General features: G+C 63.8%; 26 protein-coding genes. 14 read left to right on the top strand and 12 right to left on the bottom strand.

The window, feature by feature from the left end; all coding sequences use genetic code 11:
• Nucleotides 1-30 precede the first annotated feature (30 nt).
• Nucleotides 31-681, bottom strand: a complete 651-nt coding sequence (locus ACSU1L_RS06765; protein ID WP_439255186.1) for a TetR/AcrR family transcriptional regulator — start codon at nt 679-681, stop codon at nt 31-33.
• Nucleotides 682-764: 83 nt separating this feature from the next.
• On the opposite strand from ACSU1L_RS06765, the gene ACSU1L_RS06760 reads away from it, so the two are divergent.
• The 3 genes from ACSU1L_RS06760 to ACSU1L_RS06750 are packed head-to-tail and all read left to right on the top strand — an operon-like array spanning nt 765 to nt 4168.
• A complete protein-coding gene (locus ACSU1L_RS06760) occupies nt 765-1826 on the top strand; it encodes an HpcH/HpaI aldolase/citrate lyase family protein (protein ID WP_439255185.1) in 1062 nt (353 codons plus the stop codon).
• A gap of 16 nt (nt 1827-1842) precedes the next feature.
• Nucleotides 1843-3174 (top strand): MmgE/PrpD family protein, encoded by a 1332-nt coding sequence (locus tag ACSU1L_RS06755; RefSeq protein WP_439255595.1) that lies wholly within the window; start codon nt 1843-1845, stop codon nt 3172-3174.
• Nucleotides 3158-4168, top strand: coding sequence for a zinc-binding dehydrogenase (locus ACSU1L_RS06750; protein WP_439255184.1), 1011 nt, complete (start codon nt 3158-3160; stop codon nt 4166-4168). The genes ACSU1L_RS06755 and ACSU1L_RS06750 overlap by 17 nt, the downstream gene beginning before the upstream one ends.
• A 13-nt stretch (nt 4169-4181) precedes the next feature.
• Here the strand turns inward: ACSU1L_RS06750 and ACSU1L_RS06745 are convergent, their stop codons facing one another.
• Genes ACSU1L_RS06745 through ACSU1L_RS06700 form a run of 10 tightly spaced genes read right to left on the bottom strand, consistent with a single transcriptional unit; the run spans nt 4182 to nt 13723 of the window.
• Nucleotides 4182-5411, bottom strand: a complete 1230-nt coding sequence (locus ACSU1L_RS06745) for an acyl-CoA dehydrogenase family protein (RefSeq protein ID WP_439255183.1) — start codon at nt 5409-5411, stop codon at nt 4182-4184.
• Nucleotides 5408-6361, bottom strand: coding sequence for an alpha/beta hydrolase (locus ACSU1L_RS06740; protein ID WP_439255182.1), 954 nt, complete (start codon nt 6359-6361; stop codon nt 5408-5410). The genes ACSU1L_RS06745 and ACSU1L_RS06740 overlap by 4 nt, the downstream gene beginning before the upstream one ends.
• Nucleotides 6354-7556, bottom strand: a complete 1203-nt coding sequence (locus ACSU1L_RS06735) for a CaiB/BaiF CoA transferase family protein (protein WP_439255181.1) — start codon at nt 7554-7556, stop codon at nt 6354-6356. The genes ACSU1L_RS06740 and ACSU1L_RS06735 overlap by 8 nt, the downstream gene beginning before the upstream one ends.
• Before the next feature lie 31 nt (nt 7557-7587).
• On the bottom strand, nt 7588-8541 hold the full coding sequence (locus ACSU1L_RS06730) for an HpcH/HpaI aldolase/citrate lyase family protein (RefSeq protein WP_439255180.1): 954 nt from the start codon (nt 8539-8541) through the stop codon (nt 7588-7590).
• Entirely contained in the window at nt 8538-9029 is a 492-nt protein-coding gene (locus tag ACSU1L_RS06725) for a MaoC family dehydratase (protein ID WP_439255594.1), read from the bottom strand. Before ACSU1L_RS06725 ends, ACSU1L_RS06730 begins: the two co-directional genes overlap by 4 nt.
• Nucleotides 9029-9526 (bottom strand): MaoC family dehydratase, encoded by a 498-nt coding sequence (locus ACSU1L_RS06720; protein WP_439255179.1) that lies wholly within the window; start codon nt 9524-9526, stop codon nt 9029-9031. The genes ACSU1L_RS06725 and ACSU1L_RS06720 overlap by 1 nt, the downstream gene beginning before the upstream one ends.
• Before the next feature lie 10 nt (nt 9527-9536).
• The gene (locus ACSU1L_RS06715; RefSeq protein ID WP_439255178.1) at nt 9537-9989 is read right to left on the bottom strand and encodes a MaoC family dehydratase; all 453 of its coding nucleotides are present in this window, start codon (nt 9987-9989) and stop codon (nt 9537-9539) included.
• Nucleotides 9990-9997: 8 nt separating this feature from the next.
• Nucleotides 9998-11146, bottom strand: coding sequence for a thiolase family protein (locus tag ACSU1L_RS06710; protein WP_439255177.1), 1149 nt, complete (start codon nt 11144-11146; stop codon nt 9998-10000).
• Nucleotides 11147-11178: 32 nt separating this feature from the next.
• Nucleotides 11179-12984: an acyl-CoA dehydrogenase gene (locus ACSU1L_RS06705; RefSeq protein WP_439255176.1), complete on the bottom strand. Its 1806-nt coding sequence runs from the start codon at nt 12982-12984 to the stop codon at nt 11179-11181.
• Between the two features lie 7 nt (nt 12985-12991).
• Entirely contained in the window at nt 12992-13723 is a 732-nt protein-coding gene (locus ACSU1L_RS06700; protein ID WP_439255175.1) for an SDR family oxidoreductase, read from the bottom strand.
• Nucleotides 13724-13994: 271 nt separating this feature from the next.
• On the opposite strand from ACSU1L_RS06700, the gene ACSU1L_RS06695 reads away from it, so the two are divergent.
• From ACSU1L_RS06695 to ACSU1L_RS06660, 8 genes are all read left to right on the top strand, one after another.
• Nucleotides 13995-15374 (top strand): MFS transporter, encoded by a 1380-nt coding sequence (locus tag ACSU1L_RS06695; RefSeq protein WP_439255174.1) that lies wholly within the window; start codon nt 13995-13997, stop codon nt 15372-15374.
• The gene (locus ACSU1L_RS06690; protein ID WP_439255173.1) at nt 15322-16155 is read left to right on the top strand and encodes an SDR family oxidoreductase; all 834 of its coding nucleotides are present in this window, start codon (nt 15322-15324) and stop codon (nt 16153-16155) included. Before ACSU1L_RS06695 ends, ACSU1L_RS06690 begins: the two co-directional genes overlap by 53 nt.
• Before the next feature lie 140 nt (nt 16156-16295).
• Nucleotides 16296-18158, top strand: coding sequence for a flavin-containing monooxygenase (locus tag ACSU1L_RS06685; RefSeq protein WP_439255172.1), 1863 nt, complete (start codon nt 16296-16298; stop codon nt 18156-18158).
• A complete protein-coding gene (locus ACSU1L_RS06680; RefSeq protein WP_439255171.1) occupies nt 18155-18901 on the top strand; it encodes an SDR family NAD(P)-dependent oxidoreductase in 747 nt (248 codons plus the stop codon). Before ACSU1L_RS06685 ends, ACSU1L_RS06680 begins: the two co-directional genes overlap by 4 nt.
• Nucleotides 18902-18948: 47 nt before the next feature.
• Nucleotides 18949-20205, top strand: a complete 1257-nt coding sequence (locus ACSU1L_RS06675) for a phosphotransferase family protein (protein WP_439255170.1) — start codon at nt 18949-18951, stop codon at nt 20203-20205.
• Between the two features lies 1 nt (nt 20206).
• Nucleotides 20207-20731, top strand: coding sequence for a hypothetical protein (locus ACSU1L_RS06670; protein WP_439255169.1), 525 nt, complete (start codon nt 20207-20209; stop codon nt 20729-20731).
• 45 nt (nt 20732-20776) lie between these two features.
• The gene (locus tag ACSU1L_RS06665) at nt 20777-21778 is read left to right on the top strand and encodes a DUF7064 domain-containing protein (RefSeq protein WP_439255168.1); all 1002 of its coding nucleotides are present in this window, start codon (nt 20777-20779) and stop codon (nt 21776-21778) included.
• Nucleotides 21775-22518, top strand: coding sequence for a tyrosine-protein phosphatase (locus tag ACSU1L_RS06660; protein WP_439255167.1), 744 nt, complete (start codon nt 21775-21777; stop codon nt 22516-22518). The genes ACSU1L_RS06665 and ACSU1L_RS06660 overlap by 4 nt, the downstream gene beginning before the upstream one ends.
• Nucleotides 22519-22588: 70 nt before the next feature.
• Here the strand turns inward: ACSU1L_RS06660 and dctP are convergent, their stop codons facing one another.
• Nucleotides 22589-23716 carry a TRAP transporter substrate-binding protein DctP gene (gene dctP / locus ACSU1L_RS06655; protein ID WP_439255166.1) on the bottom strand — a complete coding sequence of 376 codons (1128 nt, stop codon included), beginning with the start codon at nt 23714-23716 and terminating at the stop codon, nt 22589-22591.
• A 183-nt stretch (nt 23717-23899) separates the two neighbouring features.
• On the opposite strand from dctP, the gene ACSU1L_RS06650 reads away from it, so the two are divergent.
• Genes ACSU1L_RS06650 through ACSU1L_RS06640 form a run of 3 tightly spaced genes read left to right on the top strand, consistent with a single transcriptional unit; the run spans nt 23900 to nt 26858 of the window.
• Nucleotides 23900-24508 (top strand): TRAP transporter small permease, encoded by a 609-nt coding sequence (locus ACSU1L_RS06650; protein WP_439255165.1) that lies wholly within the window; start codon nt 23900-23902, stop codon nt 24506-24508.
• Nucleotides 24505-25938, top strand: coding sequence for a TRAP transporter large permease (locus tag ACSU1L_RS06645; protein ID WP_439255164.1), 1434 nt, complete (start codon nt 24505-24507; stop codon nt 25936-25938). Before ACSU1L_RS06650 ends, ACSU1L_RS06645 begins: the two co-directional genes overlap by 4 nt.
• On the top strand, nt 25938-26858 hold the full coding sequence (locus tag ACSU1L_RS06640; RefSeq protein WP_439255163.1) for an AEC family transporter: 921 nt from the start codon (nt 25938-25940) through the stop codon (nt 26856-26858). Before ACSU1L_RS06645 ends, ACSU1L_RS06640 begins: the two co-directional genes overlap by 1 nt.
• Nucleotides 26859-26953 lie beyond the last annotated feature (95 nt).

The following is a 26953-nucleotide window of genomic DNA, read 5'->3' as shown; positions in this document are numbered from 1 at the left end:
CTTCCTCGTTCTGCAGATGGGGCTGAACCCTTAGCTCGCGGGCGCGGCAAGGGTGTTCATCGCACGCCGAATGCTGTCGATTCCGGCGATGATGTCGACGTCTTCCGCATCGAGCAGCCAACGAAATGCCAAGCCGCGCAGGAGATTCATCATCAGCTCGGCGAGTTCGCGAGGATCAGCTCCTGCAGCCAGGCGATTCGTCTCCGCGCCCTGGGCGACCACCTTCTCCACGTCGTCGAGGAAATCCTGGTGGATGCCGGATACGTACTCCTGCAGACCGACGGCGGGCTTCAACGACTCGAACATCAGCGCGTAGAAACCGCGCAGGGACTGCGGGGAATCCTCAGCGTTGGCGCGGATGGAGAGCAGGATCGCGTCGATGGCATCGACCCCGACGGCGTTGTCGACGGTCTGAGCCATCTCAACATGTCCGAAGCGTTTGGACAGTGTTGCGATGAGCGACTGTACGAGATTGGCCTTGGTGCCGAAACGACGGGTGACCAGTCCGTGGCTGTAACCGGCGCGCTTGCCGATCTCGATTAGCGTGGTGCCTTCGTACCCTCGCTCGGCGATCAGGTCTGCCGTTGCCTGCAGGAGCTTGCGCGTCGAGATCGATGATCGCTTCTGCTGGGTCATGCGCGGACGCTTGTTCTCGGCCTGGGTGGCTGTCTCCGATGACATCCCTGCTCCTCTGAGGTCTAGATGGTAGTTGACAGGATACTCTTTCGCGCGACGGAAGGCCTACCCGGCGCGACGCGCGTCGCATGACCGGGGCGACATCCGTCTCGTTTCCTGCTGCAGAGCCGCAACGCGCTGCCCGCGTCGGTAGCCTGGCGATGTGTCGGCGCAGTCGCCGACAGCGTGACCGACAGGATGGGAACCCCGACATGCCTCGCCCGATTCGCTCGCGACGGACTGTCCTCGCCGTGCCCGGTAGCAGTGCCAAGATGCTTGCAAAGGCCCAGACGCTGGATGCTGATTCGGTGTTCCTCGACCTGGAAGATGCTGTGGCGCCCGGCGCCAAGGAGGATGCTCGAGCATCGATCGTGACGGCGCTCGTGGATGGTGACTGGTCAGGGAAGACCGTCAGCGTTCGCATCAACGACGCATCCACCCAGTGGGCGTTCGCCGATCTGTCGACCGTCATCGCCGGCGCCGGCGCGCAAATCGACTGCATCATGCTTCCCAAGGTCGAGCGGCTCGCAGATCTGTACTGGCTCGACACCTCGCTTGACCAGCTTGAAAAGCAACATGGGCTGGAGCCCGGACGGATCGGCATCGAAGTACAGATCGAGGGGCCAGCGGGCCTCAGCATCGCCGATCAGCTCGCCGGCGGGAGCCCTCGGGTGGAAACACTCATCTTCGGCCCCGGAGACTTCATGGCCTCGATGCAGCTGCCATCGCTGACTATCGGCGAGAACTCGCTCGGCGGCTACGCTCCGCTGGACACCGTGTTCGTAATGCTCGCAATCGCTGCACGGAAGCATGGCGTGCAGGTGATCGACGGCCCGTACGGAGTGATCAGTGACCTGCCCGGGTTCGAGGAAGCAGCCAGACGCGCGGTCGCCTTCGGATTCGACGGAAAATGGGTGCTGCATCCGTCACAGATCGAGGCAGGCAACCGCATCTTCGCTCCTCAGCAGGAATCCTACGACCGCGCTGAGGAAATTCTCGAGACGTATGAGTTCCACACATCGGATGCCGGCGGAGGGCGTGGAGCCGTCATGCTCGGCGACGAGATGATCGACGAGGCCAGTCGCAAGATGGCGGAGATGACGGCCCTGAAAGGGCGGCGCGCAGGTCTCGTTCGCACGCCCCGCGGCTGAGCAGTCGTTCGTGGACATGCAGAGCAGCTCTGGTCGGCTGGACCTCCTCGTCGACGAGGCGCTTCGCGTCATGCGATCCCCGCTGCCCTCGGACATCGCCGATCTCGCAGCGCAGGCGATCAGCGACGTGATCATCTGCGCGATCGGAGGAGCCGACGGGCCGGAAGCGCGCGCATCGCGTGCCGCGTTCAGCGGCGAAGGCTCGGTGCGAATCTGGGGGACGGAGGAGTTTCGTGATCCGGTCACGGCTGCGTTCATCAACGGAGTCACGGCCCACAGCCTCGACTACGACGACTGGGCGCCGGGGTCGGGTGCACATCCGTCCGTCGCGATTGTGCCCGCGCTGCTGGCTGCAGCTGCGAGCAGAGATGTGACGGGAACGCAGTTGCTGAGTGCCTATGCCGCGGCCTATGAACTCCAGGAGCGCGTCGGACTGTCCATTAGCCCCTCCCACTACGAGATCGGATTCCACACCACCGGTATCGTCGGCGCGCTGGGTGCCGCCTGCGCGGCCGCGCTCATCCTGGGCGTCGACCGGGCGCCGCTGCGAGCGGCGATCGCATACGCGGCAACCGGGGCATCCGGGCTCAAATCGTTGTTCGGCTCGGCTGGGAAGCCGCTCAACGCCGGGAACGCCGCGAGCGTCGGCATGCGCGCGGCTCTTCTTGCCTCGGCCGGTCTCGCCGGACCGGCAGCCGACACGGTCTTCGGGCCGCAGGGGCTGGTGCCGACCCACTCGACCAGCGTCGACGAGCCGCCGCTCGCCGAGCCGTTCGGCGAGCCGTGGCACCTGCGCCGGCTGCTGTTCAAGTTCTCCTCCGCATGTTTCGGCACCCACGGCTCGATCATGGCCGCCGACGTCCTGCGAACCGAGGGGATCGATCTGGAACGGGTGGCGTCCGTGCATATCACCGTGCCGCCCATCACGCAGACCGTCTGCACCATTCCCGACCCGAGAACTGGTCAGGAGGCGAAATTTAGCGTGGCATTCACCACCGCGGCTGCTCTGGAAGGCCCGATGACGACCGCGCGATTCTCCGAGCCGTTCCAGCCGTCGCTGACCGCGCGGCGGTTGATGGATTCCACCACCCTCACCTTCGACGACGCCTACGCGAAGACGCAGACGGCGATCTCGCTGACTCTCGACGACGGCACGATCCGTCGGGCGGAGGCGGATGCCGGACAGCCGCGGTGGAGCGTGCATCCCGAGGAGCAGTGGGAACCGTTGCGAACCAAAGCCCATGACCTGTGCGACGCACGCATCGGCGCTGACAGCGTCGATCGCCTTGTTAACGCGGCACGCAGGCTGCACCTGAACGAGAGAGGCCACCATGAGTATTGGGCTTGAGAACACGATGACCGCCGTACAGCTGACCACGTCGAACGGTCAGCTGGAGGTGATTCAGGCGCCGATCCCGCATGCGGGGCGCGGAGAGATCCGCCTGCGCGTGAAGTACGCCGGCATGTGCCACACCGACATTCACTTCATCGACGGCGAGCTTGCGCCGAGAATGCCAGAGCGCGTGATCCTCGGGCACGAGGTCGCCGGCGAGGTGGACGAAGTCGGCGAGGGCGTCGCGGGATGGGTGAACGGTGACCGGGTGCTGCTGCACCCGGTCGGCATCGTCGACGGGCAGACGTCGATCGTCGGCGTCCACTACGACGGCGGCTGGGCGCAGTATGTCGTCGCCCCGTCCGAACGGGCGTTACACATCAGTCCGGATCTCGCCTACGATCAGGCGGCCATCATTGCGGATGCCGTCGCCACGCCGTGGGCAGCCATCACGGAGACGGCCCAGGTGCGGCCCGCAGAATCCGTCGCCGTCTGGGGACTCGGCGGGCTGGGATATCACGCAGTCCAACTGCTTCGGCTGGTCGGTGCGGCACCCGTGATCGGTATCGATCCCTCACCGGCAGCCCGTGAACGCGCGCTGCGCGCGGGCGCCGATATCGTGCTGGACCCGAACAATGCCGACTTCGTCGAGCAGCTGTCCGCGGCGCGGCCACTCGACGTCGCTTTCGATTTCGTCGGGCATGCGGCCGTGCAGCAGCAAGCGTTCGACGCGGTCGGTCCGCGAGGCCGCGTTGTGCTGGTCGGCATCCCCGATGCGCCGGTCACGCTCAACGACAGCGCGACCATGATCCGACTGCAGAAGCGCGTTCTCGGTCACTACGGCTCGGAACGACGCCACACCGAAGAGCTGGTCAGCCTCGCCGCGCATGGTCGCCTGGACCTGGGCGAATCTATCTCTGAGGTCCTTCCACTGGACCAGGTGAAAATGGGACTCGATCACTTGCGTAACCAGGTCGGCAATCCCATCAGAATTGTGCTGAAGCCCTGAACCTCTGATGCGCTCAGCGCGCTGGCCTCGGCAGAATGCGGTCACTGATGATCTTCTTCTGGATCTCGCTCGTGCCTTCGAAGATCGTCGTCAACCGGGCGTCACGCCAATAGCGCTCTATCGGGAAGTCGCGCGTGTAGCCATTGCCGCCGTGTAGCTGCAGAGCGCGACCGGTGACATCTACGCACATCTCGGTGGCGAGCAGTTTGGTCATCGCCGCTTCCTTCTCACACGCCACACCTGAGTCCATGAGATGCGCGACCTGCTGGTAGAACGCTCGGGCTTGCGCGACCTGCGCCGCCATGTCTGCAATCTCGAAGCGCAGTGCCTGGAAATCGCCGAGCGGATGCCCGAACTGCACGCGCTTCTGCAGGTAGCTCACCGAGTCCTCCACGGCTGCCCGTGCGAGACCCACTGCGCGCGCGGCCGTGTGCACACGCGCGACGTTGAGACCGTTCTCGACCGCCCGGAAACCACGGCCCTCGGCGCCGGAGAAACCGAACGGCTCGGCGAGATCAGCATCCGTGACGCGCACGTCGCGCAGCTCGAGGTCGTAGCTGACAATGCCGTTGTACCCGATCTTGTCGATCGGGGAGCCGGTGACACCTTCGGGGAAGCTATTGCGCGGTTTCTCGAGCACGAAGGTCTCGACGGGGCCGCGACTTCCATCCGCCTCGACGATGCGGCACATTACGAGGATGAAGTCGCCCTCGAATGCGTTTCCACACCACCGCTTCGTCCCAGAGATCACGTAGCCGTCGCCCTCGCGAACGGCGACGGTCTCGATCGACCCGAGATCCGATCCTGACTCCGGCTCGGAGAACGCGGCTGCGCCGATCCACTCGCCGCGAGCACTGCGACGACGGGCTTTCTCGGTGCGTTGAGGATCTGCGAAGGCCGTTCCGAGCCCCTGTGCCCTGGCGATGATGCTCGCCACGCTCATCCACCCGCGACCGAGCTCCTCGGCGATCATGCAGTATTCGAAGACTCCGAGACCGAGGCCGCCGTACTCCTTCGGTACCGTGATGCCGAAGTACCCGTGCTCGGAGAGCCCATGCAAGATCTCCGCCGGCATGGGGGCCTCATCGCGATCGTGCTGGTTGGCGATCGGCAGCACGACGTCAGTGGCAAACGTCCGGGCCTCCGCGAGGATCGCCTGGCGTGCGGGCGTCGACCAGGGCGGCAGCAGTGTCGGCGGTGCGGCGGGCAGCTCTACGAATTCACGGTATGCGTTGCGGTTCACAGTGCTTCGGCTTCCTGGTCGAGCCCGATTCGGTCTTTCATGAAGCGGGCGATGTAGTCCATCGCTCGTTTCGATTCCGGCACCTGCGAGGCGAAGAAAGGGAAGATATGGATCATCTTCGGCCACACGTCGAGATCTGCCGAGCCGCCGGCATCCCGGATCTTGCGGACGACTCGCACCGAGTCGTCGAAGAGTAGTTCATCTGTTCCGACGGTGACCAGCACCGGTGGAAGCCCGGAAAGGTCGGCGTAGACGGGCGAAGCGTACGGGGTATCGAAGTCCCCATCCTCACCGAGATATCGCGTGGAGTACGCGTGTGACCCGGCTGGAGTCACGATCGGGTCCACATGAGCGCGCTCATGAACCGAGTCGCCCGTGTGCGCCATGTCGGCGAGAGGAGAAAGCAGCACGGCTCCTGCAGGAAGTGGGCGAGAGTCATCGCGCAGCGCCAACATGAGGGCGAGTGAAAGCCCTCCGCCAGCCGAGTCTCCGGAGACGACGATGCGATCCGCGCTGATGCCCTGACCCAGAAGCCAGTCGTAGGCAAGACGCGCATCATCCAGCGCCGCGGGGTAGGGATGCTCGGGCGCAAGGCGGTAGCCGACCGACAGCACCGGCACTCCTGTCGTCACTGAGAGCCGTGCGCAATGGTCACGGTATGCGGCAATCGAACCGATCGAGTAGCCACCGCCGTGCAAGTAGAGCACGGCGGCATCCGCGGACGCGTTCTCCGCGATCGCCCACTCCATCTCGACCCCGACGCCGTCGACCGACTCGAATCGTGTGCTGGCCGGGATATCGGAGAACCCGGATGCGAAACGCTCGAAGTTCTCGCGCAGCTCGGGCACCGTCTTGGTGTCCGCCTTGAACGGCGCAGCGCGAAGCCGTGCGATGAGTGCCAGCATTTCTTTGCTTGCGGGATAAGGGTCCGGGAATACACGGTCACTCATCGGTTGACTCCTTACTTCGTGCGATCTCCTGGCGAATCGCGTCACCATGCTCGTCGAGGAACGGTGCGCGCACGAGCGGGTCGGGCTTCGTGCGGCTGAACTTCAGCGGCTGGCCGGCGATGATCGCCGGTCGGTCAGCGTTGGGATTCTCGACCTCGACCAGCATTTCGCGTGCCCACGCGTGCGGACTCTCGAAGATGTCGCGGATGTCGTTGACCTGACCGTACGGCACCTTGCCGCCCAGCATCTGGGTCATCTCATCGCGAGTGAAGGCCGCCGTCCACTCATCGAGGATCACCCGGATGTCGTCCCGATGGTGGGATCGCTCGAACTCCGTGATGAAACGCGGGTCAGAGATGAGTTCGGTCTTGCCCATGATGCGGCACAGCGCCTCCCATCGCAGTTGCGTGGTGGCGGCGATCGCAATCCAGCCGTCCTTGACCTTCAGGATGTCGAAGGGTGTGAGGATCGGATGCGTGTTTCCGATCGGCTTCGGCACCTGGTCTGTGTATGAGTACTGATAGACGATCCGCTCGGTGAGCGAGAGGATCGCGTCGTACATCGCGATGTCGACGTGTTGGCCGATCCCGGTCGTACGCGCTTCGAGGACCGCCGCGAGGATGCCAGTCATCAGCAGTGCACCGGGAAAGATATCGCCGACGCCGGGTCCGATCTTGACTGGATCCCCGGATTCCGTTCCCGTCACGCTCAAGGGACCTGCCATGGCCTGGATGGTGATGTCCATCGCCGGCCAGTCGATGTACGGGCTCTCGCCCGCCCAGCGTGAGCCGAAGCCGGTCAGGGTTCCATAGACCAGGCGGGGGTTGACCGCGTTGAGGGTCGCATAGTCGATACCCAGGCGGTCGACGACGCCGGGACCGAAGTTCTCGACCAGCACGTCGGCTGTGCGCACGAGAGCGAGGAACTCCTCGTGCCCCTCGTCTGTTTTGAGGTCGATGACGATGCTGCGCTTACCGCGGTTGATGCTCTGGAAGTACCCTCCGAGCATCGGCCCTTCCGCCTCCGACGTATCCTCGCGCTGGGGCAGTGGACCGACGCGGCGGGTGACCTCGCCACCGGGGGCCTCGACCTTGATGACGTCCGCACCGAGGTCGGACAGCATCATGGTGCCGTAGGGGCCCGCCAGTGCCGCCGTGAGGTCGACGACACGCAGGCCGGCAAGAGGGCCGCTCATGATCGCACGGCGTACGGGGAGGAGGTGAGCATCAGATCTGTCCGTTCACTGCGGCGCGGGTGAGTACGGTCTCGAAGATACGCGCTGTGGCGGCATCCACCATGACACCGTCGATCGCGACAGCGCCTTCGCCCTCAGCTTCGGCGGCGCGCATCGCGGAGACGACGGACTGAGCGCGCTCGATCTCTTCGGGCGTGGGGGAGTAGACCTCGTTGGCGACGGTGACCTGGTTGGGGTGGATGGCCCACTTGCCGACGGCGCCGAGCTCTGCGGCCCAGGTTGCCTGCGTGCGGTAGCCGTCGGTCTCGCGAAACTCGCCGAAAGGCCCGTCGATCGCGTCGATGCCGTTGCTGCGCGCTGCCACGATGAGTCGCGAACGCGCGGAGTGCCAGATGTCGCCGGGGTAGTGGGCACTGGTGCCGATGTGTGCCGAACGCATGCCGTGGCTCGCGGCGAGATCACCGACACCGAGGATGATCGCTTCCAAGCGGGGAGTCGATGCGGCGATGGCGTCGACATCCGAGAGTGCCTCGACCTCTTCGATCAGCACCTCGAGGCCGATGCGGCCGACGACGAGGCCAGCCTTCTCTTCGAGCTTTCCGAGGAGCGTGTCGATGAACACCACGTCTGCCGCGCTCTTCACCTTGGGCACGATGAACACGTCGAGATTCGCACCGGCGTTCAGTACGACGTCGGTGATGTCATCGAGGAACCACGGGGTCACGATGCCGTTGATGCGCACCGCACGGGTCTTGTCGCCCCAGTCGAGCGTGTTGAGCGCTTCGGCGGCCTGCGTGCGCGCGACATCCTTGACGTTAGGGGCGACAGCATCCTCAAGATCGAGGAACACGAGGTCGGCGTCGCTGGCCGCGGCCTTCGCCATCATCTTCACATTGGTCGCGGGGGTTGACAGCTCCGAACGACGTCGGCGGATCGGACGTCCGTTGACGGTGGTCGGCGGGGGGAACAGGGGCATGGTGGTCATGAGAGGCTCCAGTGTGAGTGACGTTTGATGAGGACGGAGCGGCGGCACTCGAAGACCTGCTTACCTTCGGAGGTCGCGCCCCAGTGCTGGAAGACGACGACGCCCGCGTCGTCCCGGTCGGAATCGCGCTTCTCGAGAACCTCGGTATACGCGTAGATCGAGTCGCCGTGGTAGACACTCGCGGTGAAGCGGATGGCGTCGAGACCGAGCTCCTTGATCGCCTGCTCGGCGGTGTCCTGGCTGGCGAGCCCGATCGTCAGGCTCCCGGTGATCAGGCCGAAAACGATACGCGTGCTGCCCCATTCGGAACCCTGCATCGACGCGTCGTTCCAGTGTTCCTGCGCGGAGTTCATCACGAGTTTGGTCAGCATCTGGTTCTCGACCTCGTCGACGGTCGCGCCGCGCGCATGGCGCCAGCGCTGACCGATCTCGAAGGACTCGAACCAGCCGTCATCGTCGACGAGTGTGCGTGCGCTTTGCGCTTCCATCACAGTTCCTCCTTAGTGACCAGGAGGTTTTTACGGATGTATGTCACCACGACCTTGTCGTTCTGGTTGAATCCGGTCGTGCGCCACGTGACGATGCCACGCCCGGGCCGGCTCGCCGACAGCCGGGTGTCGAGCACGACCGAGCGCGCGCGGACGGTGTCGCCGGCGTAGACCGGTGTGATGAACTCGCATTCCTCGATCCCGAGGAATGGTCCGGCCGACTCGCTGAGGTCCTCGACGGAGACGCCCACGACCGTGCACAGCACGAGGAACGGATTGATCGGCCGCGAGGGGTGTCCCTCGTGCCGCGCGTATTCATCGTTGAGATAGAGAGGAAGGAAGTACGCCAGACTCGTGGAGAATAGCGTGCTGTCGCCGGTGTCGAGAGTGCGACCCCAGTGGTGGTCAAACTCCTGACCGATCTTGAACTTCTCCAGGTAGGAGCCGCGGCGACGGACGGGGAAGCTGACAAAGTCGGGTGCGGTGGATGCGCTCATCGGATGCTCCTCACTCCACGATTCGCATGACGACCGTCGCCACGCATACTGGCTTGGTGCTGCTCGGGATGGTCATCGTCATCTTGACCCGCACCTCGGCGCCGCCGGGCTTGTCTATGACCTCTTCCAGGGTGGCGGTCGCCGAGACATCGGAGCCGGAGGGGACCGGGGTGGGGAAGCGGACAGTGTCGAGTCCGTAGTTGAGCGTGGCTTGAACGCCTTCGACGACAAGCAGTTTTTCGAGGAACGGTGCGACGAGCGCGAGCGTCAGATACCCGTGTGCGATCGTCGTTCCGAAGTTGCTGGACGCTGCGCGTTCGGCATCGATGTGGATCCACTGGTGATCCTCGGTGACATCGGCGAACCCGTTGATGCGCTCCTGCGACAGGGTGATGGGTCCAGCGGTACCGAGATCGGCCCCGACCGCGGCACGGAGCTCACCCAGAGATGAGAATGTGGTCATGATGTCTCCTAGAGCAGCCGCAACAGTGTCGCGTTGGCCTGACCGCCGCCCTCGCACATGACCTGCAGACCGTACTCGAGGTCGTTGTCGCGCATGTGATTGAGCATCGTGGTCATGATGCGTGCGCCGCTGCCACCGAGGGGATGACCGAGGGCGATCGAGCCGCCCAGCGGGTTGAGCTTGGACTCGTCGGCCTTGGTGTCATGCAGCCAGGCAAGGACGACCGACGCGAAGGCCTCATTGACCTCGTAGGTGCCGATGTCATTGATGGAGATGCCCTTGCGTGCGAGGAGCTTCTCGGTCGCGGGGATGGGACCGGTGAGCATTGGCATCGGCGGTGAGCCGACGACGGCGACGGTATCGATTGCTGCGATGGGTGTGAGCCCCATGCTCTCCGCTGTGTCGGAGCTCATGATCAGCAGTGCTGCGGAGCCATCGCTGATCTGCGAGGCGTTTCCAGCGGTGACCTTGCCATCCTCCTTGAAGGACGGTGCAAGTGTTGCCATCTTCTCGACGGAACCGCCGCGGCGGATGCCCTGGTCGCTGTTGATAATGCCGGATGCCGTCTCGATCGGAGCGATCTGCGAGGTGAACGCACCACGATCAGCAGCCGCGGCTGCCTTCTCGTGGGAAGCGAGCGAGAATTCGTCCAGATCTGTGCGGCTGAGGTTCCAGTCGTCGGCGATCATCTCGGCGCCGATGCCCTGGTTGGGGAATGCGCTGCCGTAGCGCGCCTGGTACATCTGTCCGAGGGGAGTGTCGCCGGCGGCGGTGTTCGATCCGAGCGGAATCCGCGACATGCTCTCCACGCCGCCCGCGACGACGATGTCGTAGTGCCCGGCCAGCACGCTCGCCGCCGCGAAGTTCACTGCCTGCTGAGATGAGCCGCACTGGCGATCGATGGTCACGCCAGGGATGTGTTCGGGCCATCCGGCCGAGAGCACAGCCGTGCGGGCGATGTCGAAGCTCTGCTCGCCGATCTGGCTCACGCAGCCCCACATCACGTCCTCGACGAGGGCGGGGTCGATGTTCGCGCGCTGCACCAGGGCCTTGAGTACGTGTGCCGAAAGATCGGCCGGATGCACGTCGGCGAGCCATCCGCCGCGCTTTCCGAGCGGGCTGCGGACAGCTTCGACGATCACTGCTTCGCGAGTCATGGGGAATCCTTTCGTTGTGCCACGCTGTGGCATCAGAACCAGGTGGGGTCCAGGTCGATCGTGAGGCGATCGAGGCTAGCGACGAGATCGAGTTGTGTGTCGATCTTGGGGAGTTCGTATCGCCGGAAGTAGGCGGCCGCCGCGCGCTTGCCGTCATAGAAGTCGCCAGATTTGCCGTGCGCGGCGAGGGACTGCTCGAGCCAGATCCACGCGAGAATCAGGTGGCCGAAAGCCTCCAGATAGATGGAGGCATTCGCGAGTGCGACATCCGCAGTCGTGCCTTCCCAGACGTGCTTGGTCACTTCGAGCACGCGATCGAGTCGCGCGTCGATCTCGGCGGCGAAGCCGGTGAGCGTCTCATCGCCGGTGGCGGTCGCCCGAGACAGTGTGGCGCGGACCCTGTCGGCGAGCTGCGTGAGCGCGGCACCGTCGTCCATGACGACCTTGCGGCCGAGCAGGTCAAGACCCTGGATGCCGTGCGTGCCCTCGTGGATCATGTTGAGGCGGTTGTCGCGGTAGAGCTGTTCGACGTTGTAGTCGCGCGTGTAGCCGTAACCGCCGTGCACCTGAATCGCCAGGTCATTGGCGGCGAGGCACCACTGGGACGGCCAGCTCTTCGCGATCGGAGTGAGGACCTCAAGTAACTGGCGCAGGCCATCGCGCTCGGCATCATCGGCGGCCGTGTCCTGGCGGTCGACGAGGTCAGAGCAATAGAGCCCGAGAGCAAGAGCGCCCTCTGCGTAACTTTTCTGAGCGAGGAGCATTCGGCGAACATCAGCGTGATCGATGATCGCCGCCTGTGGTCCGGATGGATCCTTCGCCGCCGCGGTGCGACCCTGTAGCCGCTCTTTGGCATAGTCGCGTGCCTGCAGGTATCCGGTGTAGCCCAGCGCGGTGGCGATCAGGCCCACCCCGATGCGCGCCTCATTCATCATGTGGAACATGTAGAACAGGCCACGGTGCGGCTCGCCCACTAGATAGCCCACAGCGCCGGGAGCTCCGCCGGGCTGATGCTGCCCATCGCCGAAGTTCAGCGCGGTGTTCGTCGTGCCGCGGAAACCCATCTTGTGGTTCAGGCCTGCGAGGGTGACGTCGTTGCGCTCGTCAATAGCGCCCGCGTCGTCGACCGTGTGCTTGGGCACGATGAACAGCGAGATGCCCTTGACACCGGGAGGGCCCCCGGGGATCTTCGCGAGCACCAGGTGCACGATGTTCTCGCTGATCTCGTGGTCTCCGCCGGAGATCCACATCTTGCGTCCGAAGATCCGATACGTACCGTCAGGCTGCGGTTCGGCGCGCGTGGTGATGTCAGCGAGTGAGGAGCCGGCTTCCGGCTCGGACAAGCACATGGTTCCGAAAAAGCGCCCCTCGAGCATCGGGCGCACCCAGGTGTCGACCTGCTCTGGGCTGCCGTGTGCGACGATGGCGGCCGCGTTCGCCTGTGTGAGGAACGGATAGCCGGACGTCGAGGTGTTCGCGGCGGTGAAGATTGCCATCGATGCGCGAGCGACGGAGGTGGGCAGCTGGATGCCGCCGAGGTCCTCATCGAAAGAGCCGGCGAAGAATCCTGACTCGGCATACGACTTCAGTGCCGCACCGACCTCGGGGATTAGCTCGACGGTGCCATCCGCGAGCATGTGAGGCTCGTGAGAGTCCGTGGTCTTGTAGTGCGGCGCGAACTTCTCAGTCGCGATCTCCTCGCTGAGTTCGAGGACGGCGTCGAAGGATTCACGCGAGTGATCGCTGAATCGCTCACGCTCGGTGAGTGCTGCGACATCGAGCCATTCATACAGCAGGAACTCGAGATCGCGCCGGGGGATGGTGGGGTTGTCAGGCATGGTGACCTCAGATCGAGACGCCGCCGTCGACCGGAAGGACGACGCCGGTGATGTATGCGGACTCCTCGGAGGCGAGGAACTGGATGGCTCCGGCGATCTCGGCAGGATCGGCGAACCGGGGGATGGGGCCACTGAGCTCCGGAATGCGCTCCTCGGGGATCGACGCGGTCATACGGGTCGCGGCCTGCGGGGAGATCGCATTGGCCGTGATTCCGAAGCCGGCGAGCTCCTTGGCGGCCGTTTTGGTGAATCCGATGATGCCGGCCTTGGCAGTGGCGTAGTTCGCCTGCCCGAGGTTCCCGTGCAACCCGGTGTAGGAGGTGACGTTGATGATGCGCCCGTAGCCTTGCTGCCGCATGTGCGGGATCGCCGCGCGGGTGAATCGGAACGTACCTCCGGCGTGGACGGCGAGGACGGCTTCCCAGTCATCGTCGGTGAGCTTCCAGAGCATCCGGTCGCGCAGGATGCCGGCATTGTTGACGAGGACGTCGAGTCGACCTGTCTGGTCGATTGCGGCCTGAATGACACGTTCTGCGTCCTCCGTCTTCGAGACGTCGGCCTGGACGGCGATACCGCTGAATTCGGCTGCGGCGGCTCCCAAAGCTTCGCCATCGAAGTCGGCCATGACGACCTGGGCGCCGGCCTGCGAGAACGCACGCGCCACTTCGAGTCCGATTCCGCGTGCGGCGCCCGTGACGATGACGGTGCGACCGGTGAAGCTGTAGGCGATGTTGCCCATGGTGTTCGTTCCTCTCAGTGCACTGCTATGTGCCGTGGTTCAGACACTACGTCGTTTGGTATATGGCTGGCAACTTTGTGGGGTGTTTGCGGCGTTGATCGCGACATCTGTCGCGAAGGGGCGAGACAAATGGGGTGAACGATAGGTATTCGATTGACAACCAATTCATTTGAATGCAGAGTAGCGCTATCCGCAGCGCCGCGGACACTTCCGTGGCCGTGACGGGTTGCACTGTCTCTTCGCACTGGCGCCTTAGGAAGGACTCCCCCGCATGACCGCTCCATCCACACCCACAGTCCCCGACAATGGGCACGCGCGTCGCGTCTGGTTCTCCAGTTTCGTGGGTGGTGCCATCGAGTTCTACGACTTCAGCATCTACTCGACGGCATCCGCCCTCGTCTTCGCGAGTCTGTTCTTCAGCGGGCTGCCGCCAGCCATCGGGTTGGTCGCCTCCTTCGGCACGCTGGCTGCAGGCTACGCAGCACGTCCGATCGGCGGCATCATCTTCGGCCACTTCGGCGACAAGATCGGACGCAAGACAACCCTGATCATCACCATTGTCGTCATGGGCATCGCCACGTTCCTCGTAGGCGTTCTGCCGACGACGGAAGCAGTCGGACCCATCGCTGCCGTGATGCTGATCACGCTTCGTCTCATTCAGGGACTCGCGGTTGGAGGAGAGTGGGGCGGCGGCGTTGTGCTCACAACCGAGCATTCCTCTTCGCGGCGCCGTGCGCTGATGGGCACAGCGACGTCGATGGGATCCGCTGCAGGGCTCCTCCTCGGCTTCATTGTGTTCGCGATCGTGATCCCGGTAACCGGAGATAACTTCATCACTTGGGGATGGCGCATCCCGTTCCTCGTGACAATCGTGCTGTTCGTCCTCGCGATCTATATGCGCCTTCGTGTCCAGGAGAGCGAGACGATGGTGAAGCGTCGCGAGGAGATCGTGGCTGCCACCGCGGCGGGCGAGAAGTTCGAGAACCCGCTGATGGCGGTCCTGCGCAGCAACTGGCGCTGGGTGATCATCGGGGCACTTATCTTCACGGGGCCGTTCCTCATCCAGAACCTGATGCTCACGTTCTGGGTTGCCTACTCGGTGGGCACCAGTGATGTTCCCCAGGGCACGATCATCAACATCGGCATGCTCGCGCTCGCCGTGTGCCTCGTGTTGCTGCCTGTGGCCGCGATCCTCGCCGACAGGTACGGCCGCCGCAAGGTGCTGCTGTGGGGCATCGGACTGCAGGTGGTCAACTCATTGCTCGTCGTGCCGCTTCTCAGTAGCGGCTCGCTCGCCATGCTCACCGTGAGTTATGTACTGGTGTTTTCCATCCACGCCTTCATCCTCGGCCCGCTCACGGCGATCTACGTTGAGTTGTTCCCGACGAAGAACCGGTACACAGGTGTGTCGATCACATACCAGTTGGCATCGCTCGTAGGCGGCGGACTCGGTCCGCTTGCTGCCCAGTCGCTGTTCGCAGCCGGAATCAACGTGTGGCCGATCGCCCTCGGTGCGACCGTGCTCTGCGTCATCGCGTTCCTCGCAGCGCTTGCGGTTCACCGCACGGATGACGCTGATCTGCACGAGATCGCCGAGGATGGCGGCACGATCATGGATGCTGTTCGTGAACCCGCAGCGCCCACGCTCTGACGAAGAGTTTCCGGTGACAACGGCCGTGCTCCCGCTTTCCGGGCGCACGGCCGTCGTCACCGGGGCCAGTCGGGGAATCGGCCTTGCCATCGCCCGACGTCTCGTCGCGGACGGTGCCCGCGTCTGCATTACCGCGCGAGGAGCGGAATCGCTCGCGGAGGCCGTGCACGGATTCCCCGTCGGGTCGGCGATCGGAGTAGCCGGCAAGGCAGACGATCCTGCGCATCGTCAGGAGGTCTTCGCCCGCGTCGCGGAGGCGTTCGGAACTCCCAGCGTCCTCGTGAACAACGCCGGCATCAACCCGGCGTATGGGTCGCTGATCGACCTCGATCTGGGGTTGGCGCGCAAGATTGCCGAGGTGAACATTCTCGGTACTCTCGGCTGGGTACAGGACGCTGTGCGTGCGGGGCTCGGCGCCGAGAGTGACGCGGCAATCATCAACATCGGCTCCGTCTCCGGTCTCGTCCCCTCGGCGGGCATCGGATGGTACGGCGTAACAAAGGCCGCGATCGCGCATCTGACGGCCACCCTCGCGTTGGAGCTCGCGCCGCGCGTGCGGGTCAACGGCGTCGTCCCTGCCGTCATCAAGACCGGCTTCGCCAGACCGCTCTATGAGGGGCGTGAAGCGGAAGTTGTGGCCGAGTATCCGGCGGGTCGGCTCGGAGAACCGGACGACGTGTCGAACGCCGTGGCGTTCCTGGTCTCGGACGAGTCGTCGTGGATCACCGGCCAGATGCTCACGGTGGATGGCGGGCTGGTGCTCGCCGGCGGACGCGCCTGAGTCAGACCGCGACGAATGTCCTGCGCGAACACGACAGCGGACGCTTCTGACGCTTGTTCCTCGTTGATTCACTGGATGTAATGCGGGCCACCGAGGCAATTTGCCGGTGCCGCACTCGTTTTGCCAGGCAAAGGAATTCAATGATGAATGAAAATCTCGTCCTCGATGAGAAGCTTTTCGGTCCTCTCGACTTCAACCCGAACGATCTGAAGGAGCGGTACGAGGCAGAGCGCCAGCAGCGCATCCGCCCGGAGGGCAAAGCCCAGTACATCCCGACGACCACAGGGCGCTTTAAGTCATACAGCGATGACCCGTGGACCCAATATGAGGAGCGCGAATCCCTTCGCGACCACACCCAGGTGATCGTCGTCGGCGGCGGATTCGGTGGGCTGCTCCAGGGTGCTCGTCTGCAGCGCGCAGGTGTAACGGACATCCGCACGATCGAGGTTGCAGGTGACTTCGGCGGCACCTGGTATTGGAACCGCTACCCAGGTGCCATGTGCGACATCGAGGCGCACATCTACCTGCCGATGCTTGAAGAACTCGAGTACGCACCCAAGCACCGGTACTCGTATGGCCCCGAGATGCTGCACCTGAGTCAGCGGATCGGCCGTGAGCACGGTCTCTACGAGAAGGCGCTGTTCCAGACTTCTGTTACGGACGCGAGCTGGGACGAGGACAACGCACGCTGGATCGTACGCACCGACCGGGGGGACGAAGTCACCGCGGACATCCTCATCATCGCGTGTGGCCGCCAGAGTCTGCCAAAGCTGCCCGGCATCCCTGGCATCGAGAAGTTCAAGGGCCACATCTTCCACACCAGCCGCTGGGACTACGACTACACCGGCGGTGACGACTCGGGCGGACTGATCGGACTCGTCGACAAGAAGGTCGGTGTGATCGGCACGGGTGCCACGGCCATCCAAGTGGTCCCCGCGGTAGCCGACGATGCTCGGGAACTGTTCGTCTTCCAGCGCACACCCTCCACTGTGGGAGTTCGTGGACAGCGTGAGACGCCCGCTGACTGGGCAGACCGCTCCAAGCCCGGATGGCAACGAGCGCGCCGCGCGAACTTCCAGGCGCACGTGCAGTTCGGCTCCCGCGTCGACGTGGCAACCCCCGAGGTCGACCTCGTCGGCGACGGCTGGACGGCGAGCTTCGAGGTTCTTGCCGAACCGGTCGAGAAGATTGAAACGCGTCTCGGACGTAAGCCTGACGCAGCGGAGCTGGAGGAGCTCAGCATCATCAACGACTACCGCGTCATGAACGGCCTGCGCTCACGGATCGAGAACGTCGTCATCGATCCGACTACGGCAGACGCCCTCAAGCCCTACTACCGCTGGTGGTGCAAGCGTCCCGGCTGGCATGACGACTATCTCGAGTCGTTCAACCGTGACAACGTCTACCTGGTAGACACACAGGGCCACGGCGTCGAGGCATTCACGGAGAACGGCGTCATCGTGGGAGGTGAGGAGTACCCGCTCGACTGTGTCATCATGGCCACCGGATTCGAAGCGACCATCGAATTCACCCGCCTCACCGGCTTCGAATTGCACGGACGGGGCACGAACCTGACCGACCACTGGCGTCAGGCAGGCGTCCGCACGTTCCATGGCATGTCGACGGACAAGTTCCCGAACCTGTTCTTCATCGGCGGCAACCTGCAGACGACTTCTGCGGTGAATGCCGTTCACCTGCTCGACGAGCAGGCGAACTACGTCGCACATATTGCCACGACCTTTTTCGAGCGCGGCGCGCGCACGATCGAGGCCACGAAGGACGCGGTCGACGCCTGGGTCCAGGAGATCCGCACGGCGTCCTCGAACAAGGCGCTCTTCGAGTTCTATCTCGAGTGCACGCCGGGCTATTACAACAACGACGGCAAGCCGGCGAGCATGGACGACCTGTTCATCGGCGGGCGATACGGCGGCGGTGCGCTGGCGTATTACGCGCTGCTCGAGAACTGGGCCGATGGTTCGCTTGAAGGGTTCGTGACGAAATGACCGGAGTAGCAGACGTGACGCGTACCGCTCTGGTTACAGGTGCCGCAAGCGGCATCGGGCGGGCCATCGCCGACCGGTTCGGTGCAGAGGGCATCCGTGTAGTCGCCCTGGATCGTTCGGAGTCCGTCCGAGAGATCGGCGCGACTCACGCGCTCGTCGTCGACCTGAGCCAGCGCGCTGAGATCGACGCGGCGCTGGCGGAACTCGAGACGAAAGGTGTCGAAGTCGACATCCTGGTCAACTGCGCCGGAATCCAGCCGCAGGCGAGCGACCGCGGAAAGAACTACGTCGAGGACATCGGCGACGGAGTGTGGGATCTCACCATCGCCGTCAACCTCACCGCCCCCTTCCGTCTGTCGCGAGCACTCGTACCCGGTATGAAAGAGCGCGGATGGGGTCGCGTCATCAACATCGCATCCCGGGCCGGGCAGACCTACGTGGCCTCGACCACGGCGGACTACTCCGCGACCAAAGCGGGGCTCATCGGCTTCACTCGCATGCTGGCCGGCGAGGTCAGCCGCTATGGCGTCACTGTCAATACGGTGGCCCCGGGGCGGATCTCGACCCCGCTCGCCAATGCACAGGATGAGGACGCCATCGAGGCGATGGTCGCAACGATCCCCGCAGGACGCGTGGGGGATCCGTCGGAGATCGCCGCCACAGTCACGTTCCTCGCCTCAGAACCCGCGTCTTACATCACTGGAGCGACCGTCGCCGTCAACGGCGGCGCTTACATGCCCTGACTCACTCACACCAGCGCGCGAGCGCTGCCGATCGATGGAGATCACGAATGACGAATGACACACTTCTCGACACCGGAAGCCTTCGGCTGCGGGAGATCCGAGAGACCGACGACACCCAGCGGGATTCGCCCGACGCGTCCTTCGTGGAGAGAATGCGCGAGCGGTTCCCCACAGAGGCGGAATACGACCGGATGCTGACGCGCAAGGCCGAGAGCCGTGCCGATGCCCGCCAGGCGCCGAGCACGCTCGAGGAGCTGCGTGCTGCGCTGGACGCGTTTCTGGATGTGCACGTGGAGGGGCCGCACCGAGTTGACGACATGCGCTGGCTGTCGGGCGGTGCATCCAAATTGCAGGTGGCGTTCTCTCTCGAGTGGAACGACCCTTTGGAAGGGCAGACGACCTCGCAACTCGTGCTGCGCATGGAGCCGCAGGAATCGCTGAACGCTACGAGCCGGATACGCGAGTTCGAAATTATCAATGCGCTCGGCGAGCACTTGCCGGTGCCACGTGCTTACTGGGTGGATGATGCTGCGGACTTCTTCCCGCAGCCCACGCTGATCTACGCCCTCGCCTATGGCGTGAGTAAGCCGCGTGCGGTGGAAGGGCGTCCGACTGGCGTGGGGAGTGCATTCGACGCCGAGCTGCGCGCCGAGCTCGGTCCGCAGTTCACGGCCCACCTGGCGAAGCTGCACGCGCTGGATGCTGAATCTCTCGACCTTCCCTCGTTCGATCTTCCCCGTGTGGGCACGACCGACACGGCTCTTTGGCAGCTCAATCGCGCGCGGCGCGTGTGGGAGGAGGATCGCGGCGAGGAACTTCCGCTCTGGGAGGTCGCGGCGAACTGGCTCGAGCGCAATGCGCCCGAGCTCGACAGGGTTAGCCTGCTGCACGGTGATTACCGCACCGGCAACTACCTCTTCGATGAAGACGATCGCCAGATCACCACCTGGCTCGACTGGGAGCGGGGGCACCTCGGTGACCGTCATCGTGACCTTGCATGGGCGACGCTGCCGACCTTCGGTACGCCGTCGGAGGACGGCAAGACGCTGCTGGTCTCGGGCCTTGTGCCGTACGACGAATTCATCAGCGAATACGAACGTCTTTCCGGCCTGTATGTCGACCCCGCCCGGCTGCGGTACTACCGGATTCTCAACACTTTCCAGCTCATCGCATCCACCCTGGGCAGTGCGTCGCGCGTCATCCGGCTCGGCCGCTCGCATCAGGACGTACTGCTGGCCTGGCTCGAGGGAGTCGTGTACTCCCTCGGTGAAGAACTGCGCACATCGATCCTCGAGGAGAACTGACATGGCTGATCACACCCGCAACGCCCTTGCCGCCGCAGCCCGCGCCATGCGGGACGTCGTCATCCCGGCTGTGGACCCTGCGCATCCGCTTGCCCTCGAACAGGCGACGATCGTCGCCAAGCTGCTCGATTTCGTCGAGCAGCGGATCGACCACGTGCATGAACGGGCGCGCTTCGAGTTGCTTCACTACCGGACTCTCGCCCAGGAGATCCGCAACGATGTCGCGTCGTTCTCTCCCGCTCTGGCTGCGGCGATCGAACAGGAGCTTCAGGACTCGGCGCTCGTCATCGGTGATTCCCAGGCGAACACGCAGAGAGTGCGCGCATCTGCTTCTGCGCTCGCAGAGGTGGTCTCTGCCAGCATCCGTGCATCGCAGGGTGCTGACGCGGGCACGCGGGTGGAACTGGCGGTCTTGGACGCCACTAAAGAGTTGCTCGACATGCAGCGTGCGTGGTTCTTGCCCCAGGGATGGGAGAGCGATGAATCTGTCGTCCCCGCACTGGAAGATGCGCTCGCTCGCGCCTGACATCCGAACGTCCACAGATCTGAATGCTCTAGAGAGGAACACTCAGTGATCACCGCAGAACATCTTGAATATCAGAACGGGCCCGACGACGACCACGACTGGGCAGAGACATATTTCCTACCTATCCCCGTGCCGGAACAGAACATACTGGCCCACGTGTATGTGGTCGTACGCCCGGTGCTGGGCGTGATGACCAACGACATCTACTTCTACGGCACGATGACTGATTCGCGCACCGAGTTGCTGCACTACAACGTGCGCAATCAGCTGCCTGCCCCCGAACGATGGTCGCTCATCGATTCACCGATGGGGTTGCGCATCGAGGCCACCAAGCCGCCACGCGAGTACCGGATCGATTACGTTGGCCCGGACGGCAACGAGATCCATGTGGACTGGATCGGGATGCACGAGCCGTTCGACATCCACGATCCGGCGATGAGCCCGAACGCGGGTGGCACGGAAGAGGAGCGTGCAGCGAAGTCGAGCTCGGGAGAGGCATACAAGGGTCACTACGACATGACTGGTCGCATCACCGGCACGATCAAGGTGCAAGGCAAGGAATTCCCCGTCGACAGTATTGAGCGGATGGATCGCTCGTGGGGAAAGCGCCCGGAAGCGGTTCGTCCGATGAACAGCATCAATGCGACCTTCGGTGAGGACCTCGCATTCCACTTCCGAGCGCCACGCGATGCACAGGGGCCCGGACGGCAGCGCATCGACATCACACACGGATACGTCATCGACAAGGGCGAGTTCGTCGCACTCTCGCACGGCTCGTTCGAGGCCACGCGGTTCGGTGTGATGCTGCTCACTCTGGACTGCGAAGTGACGGACGTGCGCGGCCGCACCTACCGACTGCATGCGATGCCCAACGTCGGTGCACCATGGACCGCATATCCCGCGAACGTCACCTGGAACGCCATGATGAAATGGGTTTACGGCGAGCGTGTCGGATACGGAGTCGTGATGGAGAACAATGTCATCGCTGATCACACCAGCCGGTACGGCGTATGGCCGACGGACATGCCACGGGTGCTGCGCGCATGAGTGTTGACTCGTCACAGAGCGCTCTTGGCCACAGTCGGCGAGTCAAGGCCCTCAAGGGGGCGCACAACGTGCGCGACCTTGGGGGTCTTCCCGTGCCGGGAGGTGCGACGGCATTCGGCCGGGTGTTTCGCGGGGACTTCCCGGTGGGCCTCCTTGAGGCGACAAGCGCCGATGACGCGGGATTGCCGATTCGCACGCTTGTTGATCTTCGTCGCGCCAATGAGGCGGACTCGGAGCAGGTCGACACCGAACGGCTCGGGCTGCGCTACGTCGCGTCGAGCCTGGTGACAGACCAGGGTACTAGCTGGACCGCCGGCTACTACGACTACCTCGTCGACGGACCGGATGAGATTATCACCGCAGTGCGAGCTGTTATGGAGGGCGCACAGGACGGCGTCTACTTCCACTGCGCGGCGGGGAAAGACCGTACCGGGGTCGTCGCGGCACTGGTGTTGGATGTTCTCGGCGTCCCGCATCCGCTCATCGTCGAGGACTTCTTGCTGACCGATCAAGGGATCGAGAGCATCCTTAGTCGACTGCGCGCTGTCCCTGGCTACGATCAGATTCTTTCTGGCCGAACACTGGAGCAGCATCGGCCCCGCAAGGACAAGATCGAGGCGTTGCTTGAGTCGTTGATGCAGGACTGGGTCGGAGCAGAAGGCTGGCTGATCGCACACGGTCTTGAGCAAGACGTCATCGAACGGTTCCGTGCGCTCATGATTGTGCAGGGCACCGTTTAAGCGCCACGATGCCGTAAAAACGATGTCGGGCCCCGGGAATGTGATCGCGGGGCCCGACCTCGTTTCCGAATCAGCGGCTTGCGCACTCCTGCAGTCCGGTCTGACGTTCGTGGTCGCCGACCCCTGCGAGGGCTGCGTCCAGTTGGTCAAGGAATGCCTCGGGGTCAGTGCCAGCAGCTTCCGCCGTCGCTTCCCATTCTTTAAGGATGCTGTCACCGATCTTGTCGCGGAACTTCTCGACGGTCTTCTCATCCCAGACGGTCACACTGCCGCCATTGTCGAGGAGCACGTCACAGATCTGGGCTTCAACCTCGAGCGTGGCCTCGGAACTCCAGTCGGCGAGGTTCTCATAGGACGCAGTGATCGCCTCGCGTTGAGCATCGGAGAAGCCATCCCACAGTGCCTTATTGATGACGATGTAGGAAGAGATATACGGGCCGGTGCCCGGGTCAACGATATTGGTTGCAACTTCGTTCAGGCCGAAAGCCGCGACGTTCTCATACGCAAAGGATGTGTATCCATCGATAAGGCCACGCTCGATCGATTCATACATATCTGTGGCTGGAAGTGCCTGTACGTTCGCGCCCCAAGCCTGCACTGCGTTCGCGGTGTACCCCGCAGCGCGCAACTGCAGCCCGTCAAGGTCCTCGGGGCCTTCGATCGGGTTCGTCGTTGCGATCGTGTTCTCGCCCGGGGTGATGACGGCCAGCAGGTGAACACCATTGGCATGGAACTCGTTCTGAAATGCGGAGCTGGTCTCGTAGAGGTCGGCAAGAGCGAGGGAAGCGCTGGCCGAGTCCGGAGCGATGAATGGAACCCCGAGCACCTGACTCAGCGGCATCTCAGCGGGGGTGTAGGCCGCAGAGATCAGCGCGATGTCCGTCCGCCCGTCCGTGGCGCCCGCAAGTCCGTCCGGTGCGCTGATCAGTGAGGCAGACCAGAAGGGCTCGACCTTGACGGCATCGTCGGTGGACGTGGACAGCTCGTCAAAGGATTGCTGCAGAGCCACGCTGATCGGAGCGGTCGGGCTGGCGTAGCTGGTGAACTTCAGCGACAGCGGGGCGACAGCTCCGTCGGAGGACCCGCCGACATCGCCGGACGCGTTGCCGGCTGAACTGCATCCCGCCAGTGCGAGGACTGCTGAGGTAGTGACTGCGCCAGCCAGGAAGAGGCGCTGTATCGCGGGGGAGGACTGCATGGTGACTCCTTTGTCATGTTCGGGTGCACCCGGCTGATCCGGTGCTGTTGGCTCATCGTACGATATTTGGTGGTCGAACACCTACTTTTTTGATAACGTCATTCTGACGGCCGTTCCGACGGCGTTTTTCTCAGCCGATTTGTGCGGAGAAAGGATCACAACCGACTCGATGAGGAGTAGACGGTGTCACAAAAAGACAGCGCGGCGCCGGTGGAGCGGTGGAGCCCCACCGCCATTGCACGCGCGCTCGAGCGCACAATCGTCGTGATTGAACCGATCCTGCGTACAGTAGCGAGCGCCGGAGTACTTGTGCTCATGACCGCCACAGTCGTTGATGTCGTTTCGCGCACACTCACGGGTCGCGGTCTCCCTGGAGTGATCGAAATCACGGAGATCGTGTTAGTGGCGACCGTGTTCTTCGGCATGATGACCTCGGGACGAGACGGCCAGCACATCCGCGTGACTCTGCTCACCGATCGCCTGCCGGAGGCGGCAGCGCGAATCGTGCGAACGCTGGGACTCATCAGCGCACTCGTCATCGTCGGGTGGCTCACCTGGGTCACGATCGAGAAGGCGATCGTATCCGTGCAGACAGCCGAGTATCGCTTCGGTTTGATCAGTGTGCCGATCTGGCCCGCACGCGTCGCCATCCCGATTGGCCTTGTGTGCCTTGCGCTCGTCCTGATCTTCCTTCTCGTCGCGCAGGTATCGAAATACGCCAGCGTTGTCGGTCGTGAGCGCGAACCCTTCGAAGACCTGCTTGACTCGCCGATCGCCGAGGAACTCTCATGACCCCCGAACTTGCGGCAGGAATCGCCGTCGCCGCCCTCTTCATCTTCATCGCACTCGAGATGCCAGTCGCTCTTGCGCTGATCAGCTCCGGCGTCGTCGGGCTGATCCTCATGGGCGCATCAGCGAACATCGCCAGCGTGCTGGCATCCACTCCATACACGTCCACGGCGAAATACGCTCTCTTCGTCATACCCATGTACATCCTGCTGGGCTGTCTGATAGCCAATGCGGGAATCGGACGCGCGATCTACCGAGCCGTCAACCGGGTGATCGGACGGATCCCCGGTGGGCTCGCCGCCACCGCGGTCGGCGCAACCACGATGTTCTCGGGGATCTCCGGATCGAGTGCGGCCGATGTCGCGGCCTTCGGCCGGATCTCGGTGCAGGAGATGGGGCGCTACGGATACAAGCGCGAGTACGCGGCGGCCGTCGTTGCTGCCGCTGGTGCGTTCGCTGCGCTGATCCCGCCGTCGATCGCGATCGTGCTCTACGGAATCACGGCAGAGGTCAGTATTGCGGCCCTCATCTTCGCGGGCATCATTCCTGGCGTGCTGTCGTGTCTCATCCTGATGGGCTTCGTCATCGTGCGTGCGATGCGCGGAGCGCGTACCAACGACCCACGGTTCGGCGGGGCTCAGGCAGCGCCGCGGGCGAAGGCACGCAGCCTCGACGAGGCGTGGGGCTCCACGGCTGAGATGCGTGCGGTCATGCGCACCGAGACGATCGTGGCACCTCGTGAGCGGCGCGGGCTGGCCCGCTTCGTGCACAGCGATGCGATGGGGATCGTCTATGCGATCATCATCTTCGCGATCGTCGTCGGCGGTATGTACGGCGGCTACTTCACCGCCACGGAAGCCGGAGCGCTCGGCGCGGTGGCATCCCTGATCATCATGGTCGTGGAGGTGAAGAAGAAGCGTGCCTCGATCTTCCAGGTGTTCGCCGTCTCGATGCGCGAAACGGTCGGTGTCGTCGGCATGATCTTCCTGTTGATCGTCGGTGGTGCGATGTTCGGCTACATGCTGACTCTCTCAGGCCTGCCCCGGGCGCTGACCACCTGGGCCGGTGACCTCGATGTTCCACCCGCGCTTGTCATCGCGATGCTACTCCTCATCTTGCTGCCGCTCGGAGCGGTGCTCGACGGCCTGACCGCGATGCTCATCACGGTCCCGCTGATGAGCCCGATCGTGCTCACCCTTGGATTCGACCCGATCTGGTTCGGTATCCTCGTCCTGAAGATGATCGAGATCGGGCTGATCACGCCGCCGATCGGCATCAACGCCTTCATCATCTCCTCGGCCACCGGCATCCGAGCAGAAAGCGTCTTCCGCTACCTCACGCCGTTCGTCATTCTCGATCTTGCACTCACAGCGATCTACTTCGTGGTGCCCGAGATCATTCTCTGGCTTCCGCGGGTGGCCGGCCTCCTCTAGTGGTTGAGACGCTGACGGGATTCGCCGTCGTCGTCCTGGCAGTCATGGTCGGCTACGTCCTCGGGCGAACCAACCTACTCGGCCCGCATGCGGGCCGAGTGCTTACCAGACTCACCTTCTACGTGCTGGCGCCGTTCCTGCTGTTCGTGGTGCTGTCCCAGGCTGACACCCAGCTGTTGTTCTCGTCTTTGCTTCCGGTCTCGGCGGTCGCGGCCATCTTCGTGGTGGCGGTCTATCTAGCCGTCGCGAAGCTCGTGTGGAGACGGCCCGCGGGGGAGGCCGTCATCGGCGCGCTTGCGACGGGATTCGTGAACTCGAACAACATCGGGATCCCGCTTTCGCTGTACCTGTTGGGCAGTGCCGCGTACCCCGCGCCGGTGATTCTGTTCCAGGTGCTGATCCTGACACCGATCTCGCTGTTCGTTCTCGAGGCGACGACGGGCAAGCGAGTCTCGCTCGTACGAGTCGTGCTGCGCTCGCTGATGAACCCGATCGTGTTCAGCTCGATCGTCGGTGTGCTGGTCTCGCTGTCGGGTGTCTCGATGCCGCCGATCGTGCTGGAGCCCGCGATGTTGCTGGCCGACGCCTGCGTTCCGGTGCTGCTCATCAGCTACGGTCTCTCGCTGGCGGGTCAGAGACTTCTGGGGGCGGTCGATCATCGACGCGACGTGATCCTGGCCACGGTGTTGAAGCTGCTCGTGATGCCCCTCGCCGCCTGGCTGCTCGCGGGGCCGCTGCTCCAGCTTCCTGCCGAGGACGTATTCATCGTGGTGGTGCTCGCTGCTCTGCCTTCTGCGCAGAACGTCTTCAACTACGCCGAGAACTACGGCGTCGGCGTCGGTATTGCGCGAGATGCCATCCTGCTCACGACCATCGGGTGCCTTCCGGTGCTGATGCTGGCGAACATTTTGCTCGCATGATTGCGCCCCGACTGGCATTGCTTGGGCTTCCTACTATATGCTTTGAACCACTAAGTATGCGATGCAACGAAGGCACCGCGAAAGGACTTTTCACA

The sequence above is a fragment of the Microbacterium sp. A94 genome, from assembly GCF_051842855.1.
Lineage (GTDB): Bacteria > Actinomycetota > Actinomycetes > Actinomycetales > Microbacteriaceae > Microbacterium.
Note: the sequence above shows the minus strand (reverse complement) of the source record. Positions and strands in the feature narration are given on the sequence as shown.

Excerpts from the sequence above, each read along its gene's own strand:
- ACSU1L_RS06730 (WP_439255180.1), bottom strand. The coding sequence starts at position 8,541 with ATGACCACCATGCCCCTGTTCCCCCCGCCGACCACCGTCAACGGACGT.
- ACSU1L_RS06690 (WP_439255173.1), top strand. The coding sequence starts at position 15,322 with ATGGCGGCACGATCATGGATGCTGTTCGTGAACCCGCAGCGCCCACGC.
- ACSU1L_RS06765 (WP_439255186.1), bottom strand. The coding sequence starts at position 681 with ATGTCATCGGAGACAGCCACCCAGGCCGAGAACAAGCGTCCGCGCATG.
- ACSU1L_RS06710 (WP_439255177.1), bottom strand. The coding sequence starts at position 11,146 with ATGACTCGCGAAGCAGTGATCGTCGAAGCTGTCCGCAGCCCGCTCGGA.
- ACSU1L_RS06760 (WP_439255185.1), top strand. The coding sequence starts at position 765 with ATGACCGGGGCGACATCCGTCTCGTTTCCTGCTGCAGAGCCGCAACGC.
- ACSU1L_RS06755 (WP_439255595.1), top strand. The coding sequence starts at position 1,843 with ATGCAGAGCAGCTCTGGTCGGCTGGACCTCCTCGTCGACGAGGCGCTT.
- dctP (WP_439255166.1), bottom strand. The coding sequence starts at position 23,716 with ATGCAGTCCTCCCCCGCGATACAGCGCCTCTTCCTGGCTGGCGCAGTC.
- ACSU1L_RS06645 (WP_439255164.1), top strand. The coding sequence starts at position 24,505 with ATGACCCCCGAACTTGCGGCAGGAATCGCCGTCGCCGCCCTCTTCATC.
- ACSU1L_RS06685 (WP_439255172.1), top strand. The coding sequence starts at position 16,296 with ATGATGAATGAAAATCTCGTCCTCGATGAGAAGCTTTTCGGTCCTCTC.
- ACSU1L_RS06725 (WP_439255594.1), bottom strand. The coding sequence starts at position 9,029 with ATGGAAGCGCAAAGCGCACGCACACTCGTCGACGATGACGGCTGGTTC.
- ACSU1L_RS06670 (WP_439255169.1), top strand. The coding sequence starts at position 20,207 with ATGGCTGATCACACCCGCAACGCCCTTGCCGCCGCAGCCCGCGCCATG.
- ACSU1L_RS06740 (WP_439255182.1), bottom strand. The coding sequence starts at position 6,361 with ATGAGTGACCGTGTATTCCCGGACCCTTATCCCGCAAGCAAAGAAATG.
- ACSU1L_RS06695 (WP_439255174.1), top strand. The coding sequence starts at position 13,995 with ATGACCGCTCCATCCACACCCACAGTCCCCGACAATGGGCACGCGCGT.
- ACSU1L_RS06675 (WP_439255170.1), top strand. The coding sequence starts at position 18,949 with ATGACGAATGACACACTTCTCGACACCGGAAGCCTTCGGCTGCGGGAG.
- ACSU1L_RS06720 (WP_439255179.1), bottom strand. The coding sequence starts at position 9,526 with ATGAGCGCATCCACCGCACCCGACTTTGTCAGCTTCCCCGTCCGTCGC.
- ACSU1L_RS06660 (WP_439255167.1), top strand. The coding sequence starts at position 21,775 with ATGAGTGTTGACTCGTCACAGAGCGCTCTTGGCCACAGTCGGCGAGTC.
- ACSU1L_RS06700 (WP_439255175.1), bottom strand. The coding sequence starts at position 13,723 with ATGGGCAACATCGCCTACAGCTTCACCGGTCGCACCGTCATCGTCACG.
- ACSU1L_RS06705 (WP_439255176.1), bottom strand. The coding sequence starts at position 12,984 with ATGCCTGACAACCCCACCATCCCCCGGCGCGATCTCGAGTTCCTGCTG.
- ACSU1L_RS06750 (WP_439255184.1), top strand. The coding sequence starts at position 3,158 with ATGAGTATTGGGCTTGAGAACACGATGACCGCCGTACAGCTGACCACG.
- ACSU1L_RS06715 (WP_439255178.1), bottom strand. The coding sequence starts at position 9,989 with ATGACCACATTCTCATCTCTGGGTGAGCTCCGTGCCGCGGTCGGGGCC.
- ACSU1L_RS06735 (WP_439255181.1), bottom strand. The coding sequence starts at position 7,556 with ATGAGCGGCCCTCTTGCCGGCCTGCGTGTCGTCGACCTCACGGCGGCA.
- ACSU1L_RS06680 (WP_439255171.1), top strand. The coding sequence starts at position 18,155 with ATGACCGGAGTAGCAGACGTGACGCGTACCGCTCTGGTTACAGGTGCC.